This window comes from Alkalicoccus urumqiensis (genome assembly GCF_002993335.1).
GTDB classification, from domain to species: domain Bacteria; phylum Bacillota; class Bacilli; order Bacillales; family Salisediminibacteriaceae; genus Alkalicoccus; species Alkalicoccus urumqiensis.
The window spans coordinates 134,560-155,717 of the sequence record NZ_PVNS01000007.1; the positions used below are offsets into that span (position 1 = coordinate 134,560).

The following is a 21,158-nucleotide window of genomic DNA, read 5'->3' on the forward strand; positions in this document are numbered from 1 at the left end:
TATGGACACCCTTTCCTTTTAAAAACGTCCTTCAGCATGATTGGTACTATATGTACTATCGGCATAACTGGTTCTAAGGTTTAGGTTTATTTCCGGAAAATACACGCGCAACGAAAAAAAGCGCTGCAGCAGGCGCTTTTCCCGGGCTAGATTTTTTCGTCGATCAAAATACCGGCAAATTCCAGCATCGATGAAATCATATCCAGAAACTTTTCCGGAGGAATTTCCCGGACGATTTCATCCGTTTCCTGATCAACCACCTTCACCATCGTACGATCGAGCTTTTCATGCTGTTCAAAGCTCAGGGAATGTTTCTTGAACATCGACAGTTCATTCATCGCAGCGAGCCCTTTATCGAGCTCGGACTGCGTCCATTCCGCTGGCTTGTCCATCGACTGGGCCGATGCCGTTTCCAACCCTGGTCCGGCACTTCCATTCGCCGGGTCTGCCTGGTGCGGCCGCGTGCTGCCCCGCTCTGACTGCACCTGGTCAAACAGGTCATGGACGGACATTGATCCGGTTGATTTCACTTCCATGTGATCAACTCCCCATTTGGAATCCAAGCTCACTGGTAGTATCGGCATGGTCTAAAAGAATCTCAAGTGAAAACGCATTTATTTTTTCGAATCAAAGAAGATCCCGTCCACCGTCGGCCCGGTATACGGATTTTCGTACCGCTGCGACGTTTTCCGCTTCCGTCCGAGCCCCTGGATATTCTGCTGAATCTCTTTCTGCACTCCTTCCAGCCGCGGCTGGATTTCCTGATTCAGGCGGATTATTTCCCGGGCAATTTTTTCTTCCGCCTCCGACTGCGGACGCCCCGCCGCATCCAGGTGCTCCTGCCGCTCTGAAAGCAGCGCCGTCACCCGCTCAATGTAGGCGTCCCGCTCGTCATCTTCCTTCGGATACGGCATCTGTACATGCGCATGAAGCGCCTTCGTCGTCTGATACAACCCTTTAAAACCTGCCACCACAGGACCTCCTTTTTCCACCAATTACTGCATTGAGAACATCTGCGCGTAGAACAGCTCCGCCTGCGAATTTGCCTGAGCCACAGCCTTCTCCATCGCCGTAAACTGCGACCAGTACCGCTCCTCCACCTGCTTCAGCCTCCGCTCAAACCGGTTCATCTGCTCTTCGATATTGTTGATTTCACGCCCGAGCGTAAACTGCTGGTTTACCGTCCGGCCGCGCATTCCGCCCGCACGCTGGGAGATCGATTCAATCATCGCATCCGCCCGGTCCCGCACGCGCCGCGCAATCCCCTTCTCTGCCGTCTGGGCCCCGTCGGCCGCAAACAGCTGAAACACACCTTCCGCATCCGTCTCAATCGCCTGCCGCAGACGGTCCTCATTAATCTCAAGCTTTCCGCCGTCCCGGAAATTCCGCGTCGTCGTAATCCCGATCTGCGTCAGCTGGACAAACGCGGACGATCCATCGCCGTCCACACGGCCATACAGCTGCTGGCGGAAATCCGTCACCCCGCGCCGCAGAAGCGAATCATTCCGCAGAAGGCCGCTCATCGCCTTCTCATCCCAGAGCTCCGCCTCCCGCTCCGACAGCTCCCGGCGCTGCTCTTCCGTCAGCGGCGCATAATCCCGGTAATGCTCCTCGCCGACCTTCCCATTAATCAGCTCAATCAGCGAATTATATTCCTCCACAAACGACGTAATCGTCTCCATAATCTTATCCGTATCCCGGCTCACCCCGAGCTGCACGTTCTTCCCGGAGAACGTATCCTGAAGCGTCACCTGCACCCCGTTAATATCAAACGTATTCGACCGCCGCTCCGTCGTCAACCCATTCACCGTGAAAACGGCGTTCTCAGCCGCAGTTTCGGCACTGTCATCCAGCTTCAACGCGTGTTCAAGAAATCCGCCTGAAAAACGCATTTCCGCCCCGGTTTCTCCTTCAGGAACGTGGATGCCGCTGTCGCGGCGGATGATGGAAACGCGGTCCGACCCGTCGTCAAAAAACGTACTGACACCGGCAGGAGAGCGGTTGATCAATTTCAAGACATCGTTCATCGACTGATCGCTCGTTACAACGAACGTATCGGTGATTTCATTTCCTTTTGCATCGAATGTCGTCATCGTGTTCAGTGAAAAACGGGAATCTCCTGCTTCATCCGCCGTCAGTGCTGTCACTTCCACTTTCGCATTCGCCGGCAGATCACTTCCGAAAACGAGCTCGTTCGTTTCCGTATCAAGCATCACCTGCGTCGCTTTTAAATCCCCCTGCTGCAGCCCTTCCACGACTTTGTACGACTGGCCGTTCACGCGCACAACGATCGAATCCGGATTGCCGAGCTCTTCATTTAAACTTAAACGCGACTGGGACTGGTTTACCGTAATCGTCTGCCGGTTCACAAACCCTTTCGTCCAGACGTCGTCTTCCGCGGCCGCAAAAGACTGATCGCCGAGTTTTCCGGACGCGTTGATTTTCGTTCCGGAGGAAATCCGCTCCGTGCTCGCATTGGAAGCAGCTGAGGCGAGCGACTGCACTTCGGTGAAGCGGAGTGATGCGGTGTCCGACGCGGCCGTCGCCGAGGCGGTTACCAGGGAACTGTTGGAGCTCGATGCTTTGTTCGCAAGCATGTTCGAGCGGCGGAGCACCGAGTCAAAAATCGACGTCCGAAATGAATCCAGCTTCGTATTAATTTCCCGGTAGCCATCCATCTTCCATTCCGCACGAATTTTCTGCTGCTCCATCTTGTTCATCGGCAGACGCTCCGCCTGCATCAAATCTTTTACCATCTGATTAATGTCCATCCCTGTAGCAAAACCCGATAGGCGCATAACCCCATCTCCTTCACGCTATTCTGTTTTCCGTCCCATAATCGTCTGCCCTTATATCGGTGCCATAGAGCCGTTTGTGAAGCCTGCAGGCGAAAACAGTACCAACGGCACAATAGAAACAGGGACCATTTACGTATATGCGGTTTTGAAGCAGATGGCTGCGGCGGGGTCGGCCGCAGCGGTTGTTTGGGGTTTGGTTTTCGGCGGAGTCTCATTTTCTCGGGAGGCAGTCCCATATCGGCGGCATCCATTCCCATAACTCCCGTGGCGATTCCGATAACTCCTGCCTCCATTCCCATACGGACGAAAATTCCCACTTCTCCTGCATGGATTCCCACAACGCACCGGCAGATTCCCACTTCCACACCGGCCATCATCCACCGGCAGCACACCCCGCTGCCCATCTGCCAAAACCGGCTTTCGGACTTGTTCAGCGGTGGGCGCCTTCCAGCCCGCGGTCTTCCGTCCTGTGCCCAATCAAAAAAGCAGGGACCCGAAGGCTCCTGCTCGTTTTTCTACATCATCTGGCCTCCGCCGCCCATCTGCGACATCAGCTGCTGCATCTGGCTGTTGGCGTCCGCCATCGCTTTTTCCATCGCCGTAAACTGGCTCCAGTAGCGGTCCTCAACCTGCTGCATCCGGCGCTCGAAGTTGGAAATATCATCTTCCTGAGATTCGAGCTCCCGACCGAGCGTAAACGACTGGTTTGCGGCAAGGTCGGTCCGTCCGGCACGCTCGCCGATCTGTGTGATCGTGTTGTCGAGCGTATCCCGGAGGCGGCGCGCGATTCCCTGCTCTGCCGGCGTGTCGCCGTCGGCCGCAAACATCTGGTACACCGATTCCGGATCTTCTTCGACCGCTGCCCGCAGCTGTTCTTCATCGACTTCCAGAACGCCGCCGCGGCGGAAATCGCTCGATGTGGTGATCCCGAGCTCGGCAATTTGATTGAATGTCTGATTCGGAATATCCGCATCCACCGTTTCATAAAACTGCGAGCGCATGTTGGAGATCGCGCCCTGCAGGATGCTGTCCCGCTGCAGGAGGCCGCTGTTGGAGCGCTCCTCCCAGAGCTCAACTTCACTTTCCGACAGCTCGCGGCGCTGTTCTTCCGTCAGCGGCGCGTAGTCCCGGAAATATTCCTCGCTCACTTTATCCTGCGTCGTTTCCACCATGTCGTTGTAATCCTCGACAAAGCTCATCACCGTATCCACGATCCGGTCCGTATCACTCGACACCCCGACCTGGACTTCTTCGGTGAAATCCTGGTTGAGCGTCATTGTCACGCCGTTCACATCAAACGTATTGCTCCGGCGTTCGACCGCATCGAGCCCGTTTAAGCGGAAGGACGCATTCGATGCTTCTGTCTCCACGGTGTCGTTGTTGCTGAAGCCGAACACCGTCGACAGTGCGCCGTCATCTGCCTCCGCGAACGTCTCCCCGTCCATTGTGCCGAAGCGGATTTCTTTTCCGCCTTCGCTGTACACACCGGTATCGCTCCGCTGCATCGACATCCGTCCCGAGAAATCATCGTAGAACAGCTGGACGCCGGCACCGGAACGGTTCACCTCGTCGACGATGTCATCAAGCGAATCCGTCGCATCGAACGAAAACGACGTCGTCTGCTGATCGCCGTTTTCATCATAAACGGCCAGAGCAAAGGAAAGCTCCGTCTCCGTACCGTCGAGCCCTTTCACATTATCGGCCTGCGTCAAAAACGACGAGCGGCGGTCAAACGCCCCGGCATCATCCAGAAAGGACCCGCCGTCCCCCGTGCCGTTGGTCGTGCCGAAGTCACTCGTACGGCGCTCACTTTTCGCCGTCACCGCATCCGAAATCGTGTACGTTCCTTCCGGAGTCGCCGCACTCGCACTCGCCGAAAGCGCCGACTCATTCGAGCTCGTCGTCTCGCGCGACTGCATGTTGGAGCGGCGCAGCACTCCGTCAAACGTGTCGTTTCGAAACTCTGAAAAACGGCGGTTCATTTCCCGGTACTCGTCAATTTTCAGCTGCGTCTCGACCGCATTCTGCTGCATCGGCTGCAGTGGCTGGCGCTCCGCATCCATTAAATCCCGCACCATCTGATTAATATCCATGCCCGACGCAAACCCGGTCATCCGGTTGACACTATCCACCATCGAATCGCTCCCTTCCAAAATAAAAAACAGAGAAGCAGTCTGCTTTTCTGTTTTCAAACGTCCGTTCATCTGTTCCTTATATCGGCACGTCCGTCCGGAAGTTAACCCTTTTTAAAAAATTAATGCCCCGGCGGATACAGCTTCCCGTACAGCACCGCCGCCTCCCGGTTCCACGCATCCACATCCTGCTGGAGCTCCCGGCGCCTCGCAGCCGTCGTCCACGGCGAGGCCGCCTCTTCCGCCGCCCCGCGCATCAGCAGCAGAAGCCGCTCCAGCTCCGCAAGCATCGCATCCTGCTCCCGCACCCACTCGAGAAGCTCCTCCTCATCCAAAGCCATCCACTCCTTTTCCCGGATTATACCACAGCCCCGGCGGGTACATAGACCCCGAGGAGGAATACACATGACACACCCACTCGTAACAACCGACTGGCTTTTCGAACATCTGGACGACAAAAAGGTCCGTATCCTGGACGCCACCGTCTTCATGGAAGAAACCGGCGATGGCTTAAAGGTCACGCCCGGCGCGGACGCATACAAAGAAGCACATCTGCCGAACGCGTTTTTTGCGGATTTACTGCAGGATTTCTCTGACCCGGACGCCCTGCACCCGCTGACCGCGCTTCCGCATGACGCATTCGTCGAACAGGCCCGTGCCCTCGGCATCGATGACGGCACGACCGTCGTCATTTACGACCGCGGTCCCGTCGTCGGCGCCTCGTACACCGCTTCCGACTGGGCGTCCCGCCTCTGGTGGCAGTTCCGCCTTTCCGGCCACGACGACGTCTACGTACTCGGCGGCGGCCTACCGAAATGGGAAAAAGAAGGGAAACCGCTCACGAACGAGATTCCGCTTACCACAGCCGGCACGTTTACCGGCACGTACCGTCCGGAGCTTTATGCCAAAGAAAGCGACGTGAAGCAGGCAGTCACGGACAGCTCCATCGTTCTCATGAACTGCCTCTCCGGCGCCGATTTCCGCGGCGAAACGAACAATTACCCGAGAAAGGGGCACATCCCCGGAAGCGTCAACGTCTTTTTCGGCGACCTCGCAACGGACACCGGCGCACTGCCCGGCCAGGAAGCTCTCGAGCAGCAGCTCACAGAGAGCGGGGCGCTGGAGCCGGATAAAAAAGTAATCACTTACTGCGGCGGAGGTGTTGCCGCCACGTGGAACGCCCTCGTCCTCCACGCCCTCGGCAGAGAGAACGTCGCCGTCTACGACGGCTCCATCAACGAATGGTCCGCCGACAAAGAGAACCCGATGACGACGGAAACGTGAAAAAAAGCCCCTCTTCAGGGGCTTTTTTTCATTTTCACGCCATTACGGCATGGCTGCAAGGGTCTCTGTAAACCAGTTCCGGAATCCTTCGGTATCCATATCCACGGTGACGCGGCAGTTCGGCTTTCCCGGAACTTCCATCGTCATGCCGCGTGCGGCTCCTTCCGTGACGACTTCCACCCGCTTTTCAACCGTCGTAAATAGATCCGGTCTGTCGGTAAAGGCAACGGCGCACGAGTCATGCATCGCAACACCCGCTGTCATGTCACCGTCTCCGTAATGCCGGAACGTGGAATCGAACATAGCTGCTGCTTTTGAACGGCTTTTATATGTAAGGAGATCCTCTTCCGTAATCAGCGCGGTTTCCGTTACGTCGAGACCGACCATGACGAGCGGGGCACCGGAAGCGAACGTCATTTTCGCTGCGTGGGGGTCGGCCCAGATGTTGAATTCAGCTGCGCTTGTGACGTTGCCGCCGGAGAGGCTTCCGCCCATAAGGACGACGGCGTCGAGCCGGTCGATGACTTCGGGGTAGAGCTTGAATAAAAGGGCGATGTTCGTCAGCGGGCCGATCGGGATCAGGGTGACGTGTCCGCTGGACTTCATGATGATGTCCCTCATGTGTTCGATGGCGTGGCCGGTTTCGACCTCACCCGGCGCTTCGGTAAAGGTCCATCCGTCGAGTCCGCTCACGCCGTGGACGCCGCTGCTGTTGTTCTCACGCGGCGGATAGAGAAGCGGTGCGTCGAGGCCTGCGGCGACGGGCGTATCGGTTCCGAAAAAAGCTTTCAGCCGGCGCGCATTCAAAAGCGTTTTTGCCAGACTGACGTTGCCGTGCACGACGCTCAGCAGCTTCACGTCGAGCGCCGGGCGGAACAGCGCCAGGCCGATCGCCGCTGCATCATCAATACCGGGATCCGTGTCGATAATAATCGGTTTACTCATGGAAATCTCCCCCTTTTTCTTACAGTGTAGCGCATTTCTGCGGGGCGGAAAAGGAGCGCACAGGGGCGGATTGGGAAACGGACGTTTTTCAGATGAAGCGGACCTTCTGCTGAAGCTGTGAACGTTTCAGCTGGAGAAGTGGTGCATATTTAACGAAGTGAACGTCCGTGCCTTCGTTACGGACGTCGGATCATCCGCTGCGGACGTTCCGCACGGAGTTATGATACATTCCCCTCTCCGTAGTGAACGTTTTTTCAAACGGCCCCTGACTTGAACGAAACGTTATTCTGCGCCGTCATCCACAACGAGAATGCTGGATTCCACTGCTGGAAAATAATAATCGTCATGATCATCCAGTTCATTATGGACCTGGGCGCTTATCTCATAATCGACGTAGGCCGGGACAGGGGCATCTTCTGCTGCCAGTTCTTCTATTTCTTCGCCGCTTATGGATTCATTTTCCATCGTGATAATGTCGAGGCCATCTGTGCGCGAAACCGCAATTTGTTTTTCGTCGCCGTCATAATCTAAACGCTCTTGTTCTGCGTAGGACGAATAGGCATCACTCACATTTACAATAAAATGATCCTCATTGATGGATACAAGTCTCCCCTCCACATAGTCGTCCACCTGCACCTGGCTGCTCTCTTCCTGGCATCCGGCTAATACCATCGTGATAACGATTGCAGTGAATAGAAAATAGGACTTCATGGCAATACCCTCCTTTCTTTAAAGGGTATCACGAAAAACCATATATCTGGAAACACGTGCATAAGAAAGGAACATGTCAGTTGACTATGCTCCATACAAAAAGCGCCCCGCTGAACGGGACGCCCTGACTTATGGCTGACTCATTTTGTTGACTTGATCTCTGGAAAATGGACCGGCGACCGGGAATTCAAACCACTGCCCCTGATACGCTTTGACCATGCAGACAATCCACACGATCAGTGCGACCGGTGACAGAAGGGCTCCGAGCAGCCATCCGATGATCGGGATAAAGCCGAGGACGGTGCTCAATACGAGAAACGCGACAGAAAGAACGATCGACTGCATCGCATGGAAACGCACAAACTTGTTGTCTTTCTCCATAAAGAGAAAAATCAGGCCGGTAATAAACCCTAACACGTAGCTGAGCGTAGCGGCTGCATTCTGGGACAAACCTGAACTGCTTGTCTGCGGCGACTGCTTTTCTGACACGACGCATCCCTCCATAAAGGCATAGTCCAACAGGTTCACCTTCACTATAGCATGATCGGACGCTTTTTTAATCTGAATTTTCAGATTTTATGTAAAAACACGCCGGAAGTCCAGTATTTCCGGAATAAAAAGGTAGTTTATGCATAGAGAAAGAACGCTCCCGAAGGAACGTCCTTTTCCCTGCATTAGACGAAAACATCAATGCTGCCGCCAAGATACGGCTGCGCCTGCTGTTCCATCTGCTGACGCTGCAGAAGAGCCTGCTCGTGCTGCTTCTCCTGCTGGTCATTTCTGGCGTGGGCTGTATCTCCCATCGTCTCCACGGTCGAGCGCTGCTGCACCGTTTCCGCGGCATCTTCCACCCGGCCATACTGCTGCATGATCTCGGTGGCCTGATGATTCGTCTGTACCTGGCTTGCCGCCATTGACATACGGTTGACATCCATGGGATACGCCTCCTTTCCACGGGATGAGCTCCCTTATCGATATCTTACAAAAGCCTCAGAAAAGAAGCAAGCACCTACTTCTCCAGAACTATGAGAAAATCTATGAAAACACCCAGAAACGTTTTACATATCCTGCTCCCGGCAATAGTCCTCCCAGCACGCATTATTCGAGGAGGAATTTTTCATGAAAAAAACACTACAGATTTCCGCACTATCCACCGTTCTTGCAGCCGGCGTACTGGCAGGCTGCGGCGGCGGAGAAAACGACGGCACCGGAAACACAGGCAATGATCCTGCCACAAACGATACAACGAACGTAGAAAACGACCCGGCAGCCGGCGCAGATGATGATGACGACGATGACGACATGATGAATGACGACGATGACGATGACGATGACGACGACATGATGAATGACGATGATGACGATGACGACGATGATATGTAATACTTCTTCCACTGCGCCACGGCGCAGTGGTTTTTTATGCAGAAAGCCTGATCCGCGTCGAATCAGGCTTTCTGCATTTATTCATTTTCGAGCAGTTTTACGTATTCATAAAAACTCGATACGTTGTGCTGCGTGTAGTCGTTTCGGATTTCTGCATCCTGTGTACTCGCCTGAAAAGCGCCCATCAATAGATGCGAGGGTTCATAGTACAGGACGGACACCGGCGTAAACTGCAGCTTCATCTGGAAGGCGATGCCTTTTGCCGCTGCTTTCCGGTATGTTTCCGAACGGTCTGCTTCGCCTGCGCGGCGTGCGGTCTGCACCGCTGCACACAGCCCTTCGGAGCGGCATGCGACCGGCGTGGAGCGCGGAGCGCCTTTCATTTCATACGAGCCTTCCCATTCGGGATCGTCGGTTTCCCCGCGCTGGGCCTGGACGATGGCGTCGGCGATGAAGAAGGAGTGCGATTTGTAGTCGTCATTCGGACGCAGCTGGTCGAGTTCGTTTAAGGCATACAGGAGCCAGTGGTCGTGGGCGATAGTATCATATGTTTCATTTTTGTCGCGGTCATGGATCAGGTAGGCGGCTTCTTTTTCGGCCGTGTCGAGCCAGCGTTCGTCGGCTTCGAGCTGATACAGGCGCACGAGGGACAGGATGGCTTCCCCAGAGTAATAGTGGGAGGTGAAGCCGGTGTCTTTTTTGTCCGGCAGCGTCTGTTTATGTAGTTTCAGGCGGCCGTGGGTTTCTGCCATGTCGTGCATCCATTTGGCGAGTCCGCGCATGATCGGCAGGTCGTCGTGATCGCCGGTGACTTCGGCGTATTTAACGAGCGCGATCAGTGCCAGTCCGTTTCCGCCCAGCTTTACAGCCTTTTTCTCAACGGCCATGTACGTATCGTTTTCCTGTTTCATCTGCTGGACGAGGTAGCGCCTGGCTTTCTGGATCGGCGGGAGAAGGCCTGCATCCGGGAGCGTTTCGTGCATCTGAAGCATGGAAAACAACGTTCCGGCATGGCGGAGCAGGTTGTATTTCGGGTGGCGGTAGCCGGTGTGCGGATCGTAGGAGTACAAAAAACGTCCCTGGAAGGACACCGCGTGCTGAAAATATCCTTCGGAAGCAAGCGTCATCGCCCGCATCAGTTCTGCTTTTTCGGCAACGCGTCCGATTTCCTGTCCGCGCTCCACACGCTGAATGCCGGTGTCGTCCACGTAGTACGAAACGGTTTCAAACCGGTAGACATCCAGCCATTCCTCGGTGAGGAAAAGCTCGACCGCTTTCTCATACGCTTCGTTCCCGCGGCGTGACGCGGCTTCCAGTACGCGTTCCGGCTGCAGCTTTCCGTCTTCCGTGACCATGCCCCAGGCAGCGACTTCCTCGGGTAAAAAAGCGAGCGGGCTGTCTTCTTCGCCGAAAAGCAGGCCGTATTTCCTCGGCGGCAGCGCCAGGCGAACTCTCCGCGCGTGCTGCCAGCTCACACCGGCGGCTGCTTCCGGCGCGCCGGCGATGTCGATTTTGTAGGAGGGGGCTTCCGGATTTCCGTGCGCCTCCCAGAGCTTATCCGCCGCTTCCGCTGCCGTTTCTCCGCGTGCGAAAAAGACCGGCGCGCGGCGGGAGTGGCCGCCTTCCGTTAAGAAGACGCCGCCCGGCGCTTTTCCGGTTTCCGGCAGAGAGGCTTTGCTGCCGCTCCGCTTCTGCCACACCCATTCAATGAGCTTTTCTACGTCTGTTACTGTGTTGTGTACGATTGGAAAGCCTCCTCCATTTCAGCACGCAGCTTTGTCAGACGCGGAGCCAGTGTCGTCCGGGTCTGTTCCTGTGCCTCCTGATGGTCTTTCTTTTCGTACGCCTCTACGAGCTGTGCTAAGGCCTGCTGCACGTCATCCGATGCGGTGATGACACCGGAGAGATCGAGAATTTCCTGATCCAGCGGCTGCAGCGCTTCCTGTACCGCGGTAAATCCGCTCAGAAGATCCTCCACCAGATAAAACGTGTCGTTTAATTCTCCTTCCGCCAGCTGATGCTGAATGTGCCCCGCCGCGTCTTCCAGCGTGCGGACCAGGCTCAGGCTCTGTGTCATTACGGGAATCTGTTTTTCCATCGTCGGCCACCTCATTTCGTCAATTTCTTTCCATTGTACCCTATTCCCCATCCGCCTTCCGTCAAACGCGTGAAAATGTGCGTTCTATTCCATCATCGATTGTTTTATATTTTATCCTGAATAATTTCATTATTTTTGAAATAACAGGTTTGAAATGACGGAAAGCGGCTATGGAAGTACTATCAAATACCATAGGAGGTTTTTGAAATGAATGATCTCGGTACGCAGTTTCAGGTGCTTTTAAGCGATCTGATCGGTGCACTCGCAAACGTGGTCGCAGCGCTTCTCCTCCTCCTTCTGGCATGGATTGTCGCTCTTGTGGCGAAAAGTATCATCAGCAAAGGGTTAAAAAAGATCGGGGCACACAAAGGCCTGGCAAAAACACCGCTTATCCGTGATGAACAGCAGGGTGCCGCCATTTTGGAAACAGCCGCTAAAGTTGTTTACTTCCTCGTTTTTATTCTGTTTCTGCCGGCGATTCTCGACGCATTAAATATGGAATCAGTATCCGGACCGATTGCGAACATGACGGAAACCTTCCTCGCTTTTCTGCCGAACATTTTTGCCGCAGCGATCATCCTCTTTATTGGTATATTCATCGCCCGCCTTGTGAAAGACCTTATCTTCCGCCTTCTCGAAAGCATGAAAGTGGATCACTGGTTCAACAAATGGACCCGGTTTGAAGGCCCCTCCCAGACAAAGCTATCCTCGATCCTGGCAAACATTGTTTTCATTCTCCTGTTGATTCCGATTATTACCGTAGCGCTTGAAACGTTAAATATTCAAATGATTTCGCAGCCGATCACCGATATTTTCGACCGGATTCTGGCGATCATTCCGAACATTTTTGTCGCGATCATTCTCATTCTCGCCGGTTATTTCATCGCCCGTTTTGTCGGCGACCTGCTCGTGAACCTGCTGCAGCGTACCGGTGTTGATAACGTGTACAGCTTTTTTGACATAAATGGCCCATCCTCGTCTTCCTTTAAAGTGTCGGCGATTCTCGGGCAGCTCGTAAAAATCGTGATTATTCTGTTCTTTACCATCGAAGCACTGAACGTCCTCCAGCTCGATGTGCTGAACAGCATCGGAAATGCCGTTCTGTCGTACCTCCCGCTTTTAGTCAGTGCGCTCGTCATTCTGCTTCTCGGACTGTTTGCCGGCCACTACCTCGGCGCCATCGTGAAGCGGTATTCCGGGAGCGGCTTCTATGCCGGTCTGGTAAAGTATACGATCATTGTATTTGCCGCGTTTATGACATTTGATCAGCTTCAGTTTGCCACCACCATTGTGAATATGGCGTTCCTTCTCATTCTCGGTGCGGTCGCGGTTGCTTTCGCAGTCGCCTTTGGCATCGGCGGACGGGACTATGCGAAAACGAAGCTTGCGGAGCTCGAGCGAAAGATGAAAAAGGAAAAGGCCAAGCCCGCCGATCCTTCGGCAGGGCCTGCAGCTCCAGGAGCAGACGTAACAGACCACGGACCACCGGAAGATCCGAACACTCCGTAAGACAAAGAAAAACCAGCATGGCCGGATCCTGAGTCGATTCCGGTCATGCTGGTTTTTTTGTATGGGGCGGACGTCAATTTAATAAAAAAGCCATGAAGTCGATTTCTCCATGGAGGAATGTGCGCATGCAGCAGTCCGGTGTATTATGTAGCTGCAGCAGGTATTATCCGTTTTTTACTAGTTTGACAGCGTACTGCGGATAGCGGGCTGTATAGTTGGCATGGGCCTCTTCGGCAAAACGGCGGTCCGGAAAGCTGATTTCATCGACTTCCTCCCGGGTTACAGCATGCCGGAACGACTGAACGGCGCCTTCACGGTTAAGCATCATTAATACATACTGCTCCTTCAAGATAAATCATCCTTTCCTGGAAACCAGAAATTCCCGGAGCCCATACGGCCACAGGTATCTATCACTTACCCGGATAATGAATATATGAAACACTCCTTTAGGCTGGTCAAAGCAAAAGAGCAGGGAGACCGCGGGCTGGAAGACGCCCGCCTCTGAGCAAGTCCGAAAGCCGGTTCTGGCAGAGGGGCAGCGGGGTGTGCTGCCGGTGGATGATGGCCGGTGTGGAAGTGGGAATCTGCCGGTGCGTTGTGGGAATCCAGGCAGGAGAAGTGGGAATTTCGGTGCCGGTAGTTGGACTTTTCATCAGGTTTGGGAATCGGTACCCGAGTTGTCGGAATGGCAGCGGGAGTTATGGGACCGGGAGTTATGGGACCGGGAGCCGCCGTTATAGGACTCACCCCCGGCGAAGTGAGACTCCGCCGAAAACCAAACCCCAGACAACCGCTGCGGCCGAAAACGCCGCAGCCATCTGCTTTCGAACGGGGAACAGTTTGAGGCCGAGGGGCAGCGGGCTGTGCTGCCGGTGGATGATGGCCGGTGTGGAAGTGGGAATCTGCCGGTGCGTTGTGGGAATCCATGCAGGAGAAGTGGGAATATGAGTACCGGAAGTTGGACTTTTCGTCCTGTATGGGAATGGTGACGGAAGTTGTCGGAATGGCAGCGGCAGTTATGGGACCGGGAGCCGCCGTTATGAGACTCACCCCCGGCGAAGTGAGACTCCGCCGGAACGAACGACCTCTTCCCAATAACCGCTGCGCCCCACCCCAGCCGCACAAAAAAAAACTGCGGCAAGGGGGCCGCAGTTTTCGTAAGCTGTTACTTAAATATTAACCGTTACGTCGCCTTCTTCACGAAGCTGCTCGACGAGTTCCTGTGTTGCTTCGCTTTCTTTCTGGCCGCGGATCTGCTCTTCCAGATCACCGCGGATTTCGTCGAGTTCAGGGATTTCAGAGCCTTCCGGCGCTTCGCCGCCCTGCTCTTCCATCATTGCTTCCTGCTGTGCAACGAGTTCTTCATACTGCTGCTCAACTTCTTCATCCGTGACTTCAATATCACCGGAAGCCTCTTCGATCAGCTTATCGATCTTCACCTGCATCTCAACTTGATTCATCACTTCTTCTTCCGGCGTGCCCTGCTCAACGATGGCATTTACAAGCTCATCGCCGGATTCAAGACCGCTCTGCTCTGCAAGCTCATCCAGTGTATTCTGGATGTCCTCTTCCGACGCTTCCAGATCCCGGTTTTCCGCTTCCTGTACAAGAAGCTCCGTGCCGATCAGCGTGTCCGCCACCTGCTGCTTCAGCTGGTCCTGGTCGACTTCCTGACCCATCATCATGGACTGCTGCGCCATCTGCATAAACTGGCCTTCGTACGCTGTTTCAAACTCTTCCGCTGTAATCTCTTCGGAATTTACTTCCGCGACAACGTCCGGAATATCTTCTAGATCCGGCTCAGGCATTTCCTGGTCGCCGCCCATGGCGTCATCCATCGAAGTTTCGTCGTCTCCCGCTTCACCTTCGCCTTCACCGTCTGCGGCAGGATCTTCTCCGTCCGCATCCGGATCCGCGTCTTCTGCTTCAGGATCTTCTACATTATCCGAAGCGCCTTCCGCGTCCGGCTCGTTTCCTTCACTGTCTGCATCTTCATTTACTTCAGTGTTATTCGTGTCAGCGCCGTTTTCCGCGCCGTTATTTCCTTCAGTGTTGTCACCGCCGCACGCTGCGAGAAATGCTGCGCTTAGTCCCAGTACGGCTGTCAGTGTTTTTACTTTTTTCATTAGTGTAACCACCCCTTCATCGAATCTGTGATTATTCTAACATGTACATACTATTTGTAAACACAACCACGCCTGTCCCCGCGCGCCTTCTCCGACTTTCTGCCCCAATGTCAAAAACAAAACACCGCCGGAATACGCTTCCAGCGGTGTTGTTGAGAAAATGTGTAACATGCTATGAATCAGGCCTCGTCCTCCATCTCCAGCTCCTCATCATCCCGGAACTCAATATCAATGTCCAGTTCCTGGTAATCATCCTCCAGACCAAACGCCTCCAGAACCGCCTGCTGCAGCTCCTCCTCCGAAGTCTCCGGCGTCACATCAAGCTCCGGCAGCACCAGCTGCATCTCATCCAGCGCATCCTGCCCCGAAAGATCAATCGACTCCCCGCCGCGCGAATCCTCAATCTCCGCCTCCGGCTCGCCGCCGTTATACTCATAATCGGCATCATAACTGCCATCCTCATACTCCGCCTCGACCTGCACTTCATCAAAATCGAGATCCTCAAACCAGTCCTGCGTATCCGTCTCCTCTTCCTCCAGCGGCTGCTCGCTGTCCTCCAGCGCCTCATTCTCCTCCTCCGGATTCACCTCTTCCGACGTCGTCACATCATCCTCCTGCACCTCCGTCGTATCCTCCGTACCCTCATTCTCGACCGGCTCCACATTCTCCGAGCCACAGGCCCCGAGGAAAACGACGCTCGTTAGCAGCATATATTTTTTCATCATTATCTGCCTCCTTTATTATCTGCCTTTTCTATTCCCTGTCTCCCGCTCCGAAAACGTCCACCCGGCAGGAACAGTCGTCCGCACTGAATAAATATTCGGTATTATTTTTATTTAATACGTATTTTTATGAATTCATTATTGATTTTTATGCATTTACTTGCTATATTTATTCACAGACGTTACTCAGGAGGGACACACTATGACGACAGAAGCAAACACACAGACAACGGTAAACGAGGAGAGCTCGCTTCTCCGCTTTTTTATTCCATCTCTCATCGGGATCGCGCTGTTTCTTATCCCGCTGCCGTATAATGATACAATCACGATCGGTGTGGGTATTCTCGCTGAATCGCTGCAGACATCGCTTGCGGATGTTATTCCTGCATTTATGACGGCGGTGATTATCCTCTCCGCAGCCGGAGCGGTGTACACGAAAGCAATCTCTCCCGCCTTCGTCGAGAAATCGGCTCCGTTAAAAGGGCTGTTTGACATTTCGGTTTTCTGGACAACGGTTCGGATCATCGGCGCCGTTTTCGCCGTCATGGTATTGACGGGAGCGGGCCCGGAGGTCATTACGGCGTCGTTTACAGGAGGGACGGTACTGTTTGACCTCGTGCCGGTATTGATGGCGTGGTTTTTGTTCGCGGCGCTTCTCATGCCGTTCCTGCTTTCGTTCGGCCTCATGGACTTCATCGGCACGATGCTCCGCGGCGTGATGCAGCCGGTATTCAAGCTGCCGGGACGCTCGGCGATCGATGCGTCGGCGTCGTGGATGGGTGCAGGCCCGGTCGGCGTGTTGATTACGACGCAGCAGTTTGAGCAGGGCTACTACACGAAGCGGGAATCGTCCGTGATTGCGACGAATTTCTCGATCGCGTCGATTGCGTTCAGCCTCGTCATTATCGGGTTCGTTGATTTAGGGGCGTACTTCGTGCCGTTTTATGCAACAGTATCCCTTGCGGTGTTTGTCGCTGCGGTCATCCTGCCGCGCATTCCGCCGCTTTCCAGGAAGAAAGACGAGTACCACGCACCGGTCGGCAAACAGATCGAAGAGGCGCCGCCGCAGAACGGATCGGCGTTTGCCCACGGCATTCAGGTCGCTTCGCAGAAAGCCGCCTCTGCAGGCAGCTTCGGCGGTGTATTCAAGAAAGGGCTCGTCAACGTTGCGGACATGTGGGTCGGCCTCATTCCGATCGTCATGGCGCTCGGTACGACGGCACTTATTCTCGCCGAGTTCACGCCGATCTTCACGTGGCTGTCCATGCCGCTCGTGCCGGTGCTGCAGGCGATGCAGATTCCGGAAGCGCAGGCCGCGGCTCCGGCGATGATCGTCGGCTTCGCTGACATGTTCCTCCCGGCCGTGCTTGCAAGCGGCATCGAGAGCGAACTGACGCGGTTCATCATCGCAGGCGTATCGATCACGCAGCTGATTTACATGTCGGAGATCGGGGTGCTGATTCTGCGCTCGAAGATTCCGCTCAACTTTCTGGAGCTGCTCGTCATCTTCATTCAGCGCACGGTCGTCACGCTGCCGATCATTACGATCGCCGCGCACCTGCTTTTTTAATACGATCTGCCAGGCTGGAGCCGAGCGCTTCAGCCTGTCTTTATGGAACACCGGGTGTCTCCCCGTGAAGAGGCGTGATACAATAGCGGAAGATTTGTTTTGAACAGGAGGATGCTGGTATGACAAGCAATGTGGAGTCATTAATGAGCCGGATGAGTGAGCGGCTCGCGCCGAGTATGGCGAAGGATCACCCGAACCTGCCGGTGATTAAGGAGGAAGGCTGCTACTACTATGGTGCAGACGGGCGCACGTACCTCGATTTTACGTCGGGGATTGCGGTGACGAACACGGGGCACCGCCACCCGCGTGTCGTCGGAGCGATTAAAAAAGGGGCGGATCTATTAACGCACGGACCGTCCGGCGTCATTATGTACGAGTCGATTTTAAGTCTCGCCGATAAACTCGCGGAGATTATGCCGGGCTCGATCGACTGCTTTTTCTTCGGAAACAGCGGCACGGAGGCAGTGGAAGGCGCACTGAAGCTCGCAAAGCACGTCACCGGCCGCCCGGCGGCGGTGTCGTTTATCGGCGGCTTCCACGGCCGCACGTACGGCGCGATGGGTGTAAGCACATCGAAAAGCAAATACCGCTACCGCCAGCAGCCACAGATGAACGCCTTTCAGGTACCGTATGCAGACCCGGCGCTGACCGAAGCGGAAAACATCGCCGTCCTCGATAAAGAGCTCGACCGCGTGTTTTCGCATCAGGTCATGCCGGAGGAAGTCGCGTGCATGATTCTCGAGCCGATTTTAGGCGAAGGCGGCTATATCGTGCCGCCGGCCGGCTGGGTGAAGCGGATCCGCGAGCACTGCGACAAGCACGGCATTCTGCTCATTTTTGATGAAGTGCAGACCGGCTTCGGACGCACCGGAAACTGGTTCGCTGCAGACGGCTTCGGCGTCGAGCCGGACATCATCGCAGCCGCAAAAGGCATCGCCTCCGGACTGCCGCTCGGAGTCACCGCGGCATCGAAGGAACTGATGCAGCAGTGGCCGCTCGGCGCGCACGCCACCACGTTCGGCGGCAATCCGATGGCCTGTGAGGCGGCGAACGCCACGATCGACGTGCTGCGCGACGAAGACCTGCTCGAAAACGCGGAGAAAATGGGCAGCTACGCGCGGGAGAAACTGGAAGCGATGCAGAAGCAGCACGACGTCATCGGCGCCATCCGCGGCAAAGGCCTGATGATCGGCATTGAGATCATCAATCCGGAAACCGGCGAAGCCGACGGCGGCGGACTGATGGAAATTCTCGACCTCGCCCTCGACGAAGGGGTGCTCTTCTACTTCTGTGGCAACAAAACCGAAGTTATGCGCATGATCCCGCCGCTCATCGTCACCAAAGACCAGATTGACGACGGCCTCGCCAAACTCGAGCGCGCCATCGAGCGGTACAAAGCAGCTGGAAAATAAACGAAACCAAGCCGGAGAGCGCAGGAAGCGCCTCCGGCTTTCAGATTGTAGATAACTTCGGTTTTTATCCATACTTATTGGAGCACTTCTCCGCTGTCCGGCAGAAGCTTGCCGTGGGGCTTGCCTTCAGCTATTTCTCCGGGCTTATGCCCGGAGAAAGGATCTTCAGACTGCGCTTAATCCCACCGGCGTCCCTGCCGACGCTCCGAAGATATGTAACTCAGAGGTAAGAATCCACGGTTATTAATAAAAACAGCAGGATAGCCGGCTGAACTGTCCAACAGAAAGTTCCAGTAGAAACGGGCTTTTCCTATGCACAAGCTGTTTCACCAGCTATTTTCGTTGGTCCTTCTGCCGAAACCGAAGGCCACAGGCTCCGGGTGAAGCCGCCGGGCAGTTCTCTTGTGTCCAGCTGAACGTGCAGGCAGATGCATTGCTATTCACTCTTTATTACTTTGTATACAGCTTGAAAGCCGGAGAGCGTGGAATACGCCTCCGGCTTTCTCATGGAAAACAAAAAAGACCCCGCCGGAGCGGAGTCTTTTTGAATCAAGCTTACTGCTTTTCTACGTTAGCAGCCTGTGGGCCACGCTGGCCTTGCTCGATGTCGAAGTTTACAGTCTGGCCTTCGTCAAGAGTCTTGAAGCCTTCGCCCTGGATAGCGGAGAAGTGAACGAATACGTCGTCCTGTCCTTCAACCTCGATGAAACCGAAACCTTTTTCTGCGTTAAACCATTTTACTGTACCTTGTGTCATACAATATTCCTCCTGTTGCGGATGTTGTCCGCGTTGTATTGCTTGTTGAGCTCTTCATTTATAAATCCAGAGGAATATTCTTTGAAACATTTCTCTTTCATGCATATCCGAACGTCAATTCGCTTTCTTTAGTATAACCCGTGTACCTGAAAAAAGATACCCCTAAATTGAAATTCATTAAAAAAGAAAATAACCAGCCGCAATAAGACTCCCGATCACGATCAGCAGCCCGGGCCAGCTGAAGCTGCCGGTCAGCTCCGTCAGGCTTCCGAGCTTCGACCGCTCCCCGGCGTCCTTCGCCGTACCCGTCGGATTGTTATTCCACTCTTTTTGACGCATCTTCTCCCGTTCCCTTTTGGGATCAGCCATGGAACCCCTCCTCTTTGGTCATAGACTACCATATGACAATGCAGGAAACCAGGCAGGATCGCAATTGGTTTGTTTCAGGCAGACAGCTGCAGCGGCCCAGTGAAGGAACGTCCGCTTCTGACAAGAGAATGTATCATAACTCATGGCTGTACGTTCGTAAGGAAGGGGTCAACGTCCGTAACTCAGGCCCGGACGTCCACTTCGTCAATAGTGTACCAGTTCTCCCCTCAAAACGTTCACAACTCTACAAAAAGGTTCACTACTCCTGAGAAAGGTCCGTTTGAAATGCAAACTCAATAGACACCACCGATACCGGGCGGTCCTGCTCAGAATGGGTTTCGGCTCTCTTCATTTCAAAAAGCACAAAAAAGACCCCGCCGGAGCGGAGTCTTTTTTGAATCAAGCTTACTGCTTTTCTACGTTAGCAGCTTGTGGGCCACGCTGGCCTTGCTCGATTTCGAAGTTTACAGTCTGGCCTTCGTCGAGTGTCTTGAAGCCTTCGCCCTGGATAGCGGAGAAGTGAACGAATACGTCGTCCTGTCCTTCAACCTCGATGAAACCGAAACCTTTTTCTGCGTTAAACCATTTTACTGTACCTTGTGTCATACAATATTCCTCCTGTTGCGGATGTTGTCCGCGTTGTATTGCTTGTTGAGCTCTTCATTTATAAATCCAGAGGAACATTCTTTGAAACATTTCTCTTTCATGCATATCCGAACGTCAATTCGCTTTCACCAGTATAACCCGTGTGATTGAAAAAAGATACCCCTTAGCCAAAATTCTTTTTTTGTTTCTGCTGAGCCTTCGAACGCAAAGAGTTCAGGTGCAGATTATTCACTTAGTAAATCCGCTAAAGGAATCGCCTTCTTTTCCTGGGGGTGGAGCCGGCGGTATTCTCTGATCGCTTCTGTCAATTTAGTCACATCGCGAAAGTAGTCATTAATGAACGCGGCCGACTTGGCATGCGGATATTTCAGCTGTGACTTCACGTAGTCACTCGGCTTTCCGTAACGCCCGGCTTTGTTCTGGTAATCATCATATTTTCCTTCTGCAATGATAATAAGCATTTCAATTTCTGGTTTCGTCACGACGTTGACGATCTCCACCTTATGCTCATTCACTTTGGATAGTTTGAATTTTTCTTTGTTGGAATCCACGACTCGATAGACGGTCATCTTATCGGGCATTGCTTTATTTAGGTGACGCTTCTCAAACGATTTGGCACTTCTGATTTTCAGCGCCCGCTCTTCCAGCAGCTGCTCTTTCGTGCAGAACAGCAGTCCGGCATCTAAAAGTTTATTCATGATCTGTTGTTCTGCGTTCCCCTCACACAGAATAGCGTA

Annotated in this window: 23 protein-coding genes; 5 read left to right on the forward strand and 18 right to left on the reverse strand. The window is 54.1% G+C overall.

What is annotated here, in order from left to right:
• Window positions 1–146 precede the first annotated feature (146 nt).
• The 5 genes from C6I21_RS08860 to C6I21_RS08880 all read right to left on the reverse strand — a co-directional run bounded on the left by C6I21_RS08860 (window position 147) and on the right by C6I21_RS08880 (window position 5,271).
• Window positions 147–536 carry a flagellar protein FlaG gene (locus C6I21_RS08860; RefSeq protein WP_105959098.1) on the reverse strand — a complete coding sequence of 130 codons (390 nt, stop codon included), beginning with the start codon at window positions 534–536 and terminating at the stop codon, window positions 147–149.
• Window positions 537–614: 78 nt separating this feature from the next.
• Window positions 615–971, reverse strand: coding sequence for a flagellar protein FliT (gene fliT, locus C6I21_RS08865; protein ID WP_105959099.1), 357 nt, complete (start codon window positions 969–971; stop codon window positions 615–617).
• A 24-nt stretch (window positions 972–995) separates the two neighbouring features.
• Window positions 996–2,798 carry a flagellar filament capping protein FliD gene (fliD, locus tag C6I21_RS08870; RefSeq protein ID WP_105959100.1) on the reverse strand — a complete coding sequence of 601 codons (1,803 nt, stop codon included), beginning with the start codon at window positions 2,796–2,798 and terminating at the stop codon, window positions 996–998.
• Between the two features lie 515 nt (window positions 2,799–3,313).
• Window positions 3,314–4,990 carry a flagellar filament capping protein FliD gene (gene fliD / locus C6I21_RS08875; protein ID WP_181186191.1) on the reverse strand — a complete coding sequence of 559 codons (1,677 nt, stop codon included), beginning with the start codon at window positions 4,988–4,990 and terminating at the stop codon, window positions 3,314–3,316.
• 62 nt (window positions 4,991–5,052) lie between these two features.
• Window positions 5,053–5,271 (reverse strand): hypothetical protein, encoded by a 219-nt coding sequence (locus tag C6I21_RS08880; RefSeq protein ID WP_142393242.1) that lies wholly within the window; start codon window positions 5,269–5,271, stop codon window positions 5,053–5,055.
• A 64-nt stretch (window positions 5,272–5,335) separates the two neighbouring features.
• On the opposite strand from C6I21_RS08880, the gene C6I21_RS08885 reads away from it, so the two are divergent.
• Complete coding sequence (locus C6I21_RS08885; protein WP_105959103.1) at window positions 5,336–6,214, forward strand: sulfurtransferase; 879 nt, start codon at window positions 5,336–5,338, stop codon at window positions 6,212–6,214.
• A gap of 42 nt (window positions 6,215–6,256) precedes the next feature.
• On the opposite strand, the gene C6I21_RS08890 is transcribed toward C6I21_RS08885, so the two are convergent.
• From C6I21_RS08890 to C6I21_RS08905, 4 genes are all read right to left on the reverse strand, one after another.
• Window positions 6,257–7,159, reverse strand: coding sequence for a nucleoside hydrolase (locus C6I21_RS08890; protein ID WP_105959104.1), 903 nt, complete (start codon window positions 7,157–7,159; stop codon window positions 6,257–6,259).
• 282 nt (window positions 7,160–7,441) lie between these two features.
• Window positions 7,442–7,870: a hypothetical protein gene (locus C6I21_RS08895; RefSeq protein ID WP_105959105.1), complete on the reverse strand. Its 429-nt coding sequence runs from the start codon at window positions 7,868–7,870 to the stop codon at window positions 7,442–7,444.
• 129 nt (window positions 7,871–7,999) lie between these two features.
• A complete protein-coding gene (locus C6I21_RS08900) occupies window positions 8,000–8,359 on the reverse strand; it encodes a DUF4870 domain-containing protein (RefSeq protein ID WP_245411582.1) in 360 nt (119 codons plus the stop codon).
• A 185-nt stretch (window positions 8,360–8,544) separates the two neighbouring features.
• Window positions 8,545–8,805, reverse strand: coding sequence for a hypothetical protein (locus tag C6I21_RS08905; RefSeq protein WP_105959106.1), 261 nt, complete (start codon window positions 8,803–8,805; stop codon window positions 8,545–8,547).
• A gap of 184 nt (window positions 8,806–8,989) precedes the next feature.
• Here C6I21_RS08905 and C6I21_RS16515 point away from each other — a divergent pair, with 184 nt between their 5' ends.
• The gene (locus C6I21_RS16515; RefSeq protein WP_181186192.1) at window positions 8,990–9,253 is read left to right on the forward strand and encodes a hypothetical protein; all 264 of its coding nucleotides are present in this window, start codon (window positions 8,990–8,992) and stop codon (window positions 9,251–9,253) included.
• A 77-nt stretch (window positions 9,254–9,330) separates the two neighbouring features.
• On the opposite strand, the gene C6I21_RS08915 is transcribed toward C6I21_RS16515, so the two are convergent.
• Together C6I21_RS08915 and C6I21_RS08920 are read right to left on the reverse strand one after the other, a co-directional pair.
• Window positions 9,331–10,953: a hypothetical protein gene (locus C6I21_RS08915; RefSeq protein ID WP_105959108.1), complete on the reverse strand. Its 1,623-nt coding sequence runs from the start codon at window positions 10,951–10,953 to the stop codon at window positions 9,331–9,333.
• A 26-nt stretch (window positions 10,954–10,979) separates the two neighbouring features.
• Window positions 10,980–11,351, reverse strand: coding sequence for a DUF8042 domain-containing protein (locus C6I21_RS08920; protein WP_105959109.1), 372 nt, complete (start codon window positions 11,349–11,351; stop codon window positions 10,980–10,982).
• Window positions 11,352–11,558: 207 nt separating this feature from the next.
• On the opposite strand from C6I21_RS08920, the gene C6I21_RS08925 reads away from it, so the two are divergent.
• Window positions 11,559–12,860, forward strand: a complete 1,302-nt coding sequence (locus tag C6I21_RS08925; RefSeq protein ID WP_105959110.1) for a mechanosensitive ion channel — start codon at window positions 11,559–11,561, stop codon at window positions 12,858–12,860.
• Between the two features lie 163 nt (window positions 12,861–13,023).
• On the opposite strand, the gene C6I21_RS08930 is transcribed toward C6I21_RS08925, so the two are convergent.
• The 3 genes from C6I21_RS08930 to C6I21_RS08945 all read right to left on the reverse strand — a co-directional run bounded on the left by C6I21_RS08930 (window position 13,024) and on the right by C6I21_RS08945 (window position 15,711).
• Window positions 13,024–13,209 carry a hypothetical protein gene (locus tag C6I21_RS08930; protein WP_105959111.1) on the reverse strand — a complete coding sequence of 62 codons (186 nt, stop codon included), beginning with the start codon at window positions 13,207–13,209 and terminating at the stop codon, window positions 13,024–13,026.
• An 820-nt stretch (window positions 13,210–14,029) separates the two neighbouring features.
• A complete protein-coding gene (locus tag C6I21_RS08940; protein ID WP_245411583.1) occupies window positions 14,030–14,986 on the reverse strand; it encodes a SurA N-terminal domain-containing protein in 957 nt (318 codons plus the stop codon).
• A gap of 179 nt (window positions 14,987–15,165) precedes the next feature.
• A complete protein-coding gene (locus C6I21_RS08945) occupies window positions 15,166–15,711 on the reverse strand; it encodes a YusW family protein (protein ID WP_105959113.1) in 546 nt (181 codons plus the stop codon).
• Window positions 15,712–15,910: 199 nt separating this feature from the next.
• Here C6I21_RS08945 and C6I21_RS08950 point away from each other — a divergent pair, with 199 nt between their 5' ends.
• Window positions 15,911–17,278, forward strand: a complete 1,368-nt coding sequence (locus C6I21_RS08950) for a YjiH family protein (RefSeq protein WP_105959114.1) — start codon at window positions 15,911–15,913, stop codon at window positions 17,276–17,278.
• A gap of 119 nt (window positions 17,279–17,397) precedes the next feature.
• On the forward strand, window positions 17,398–18,690 hold the full coding sequence (locus C6I21_RS08955) for an aspartate aminotransferase family protein (protein ID WP_105959115.1): 1,293 nt from the start codon (window positions 17,398–17,400) through the stop codon (window positions 18,688–18,690).
• Window positions 18,691–19,245: 555 nt separating this feature from the next.
• On the opposite strand, the gene C6I21_RS08960 is transcribed toward C6I21_RS08955, so the two are convergent.
• The 4 genes from C6I21_RS08960 to C6I21_RS08975 form a co-directional block, all read right to left on the reverse strand.
• Window positions 19,246–19,446: a cold-shock protein gene (locus C6I21_RS08960; RefSeq protein WP_105959116.1), complete on the reverse strand. Its 201-nt coding sequence runs from the start codon at window positions 19,444–19,446 to the stop codon at window positions 19,246–19,248.
• A gap of 177 nt (window positions 19,447–19,623) precedes the next feature.
• On the reverse strand, window positions 19,624–19,815 hold the full coding sequence (locus C6I21_RS08965) for a DUF6366 family protein (protein ID WP_105959117.1): 192 nt from the start codon (window positions 19,813–19,815) through the stop codon (window positions 19,624–19,626).
• Between the two features lie 405 nt (window positions 19,816–20,220).
• A complete protein-coding gene (locus C6I21_RS08970; protein ID WP_105959118.1) occupies window positions 20,221–20,421 on the reverse strand; it encodes a cold-shock protein in 201 nt (66 codons plus the stop codon).
• Window positions 20,422–20,645: 224 nt separating this feature from the next.
• Window positions 20,646–21,119, reverse strand: a complete 474-nt coding sequence (locus tag C6I21_RS08975; RefSeq protein ID WP_142393243.1) for a hypothetical protein — start codon at window positions 21,117–21,119, stop codon at window positions 20,646–20,648.
• Window positions 21,120–21,158: the final 39 nt, after the last annotated feature.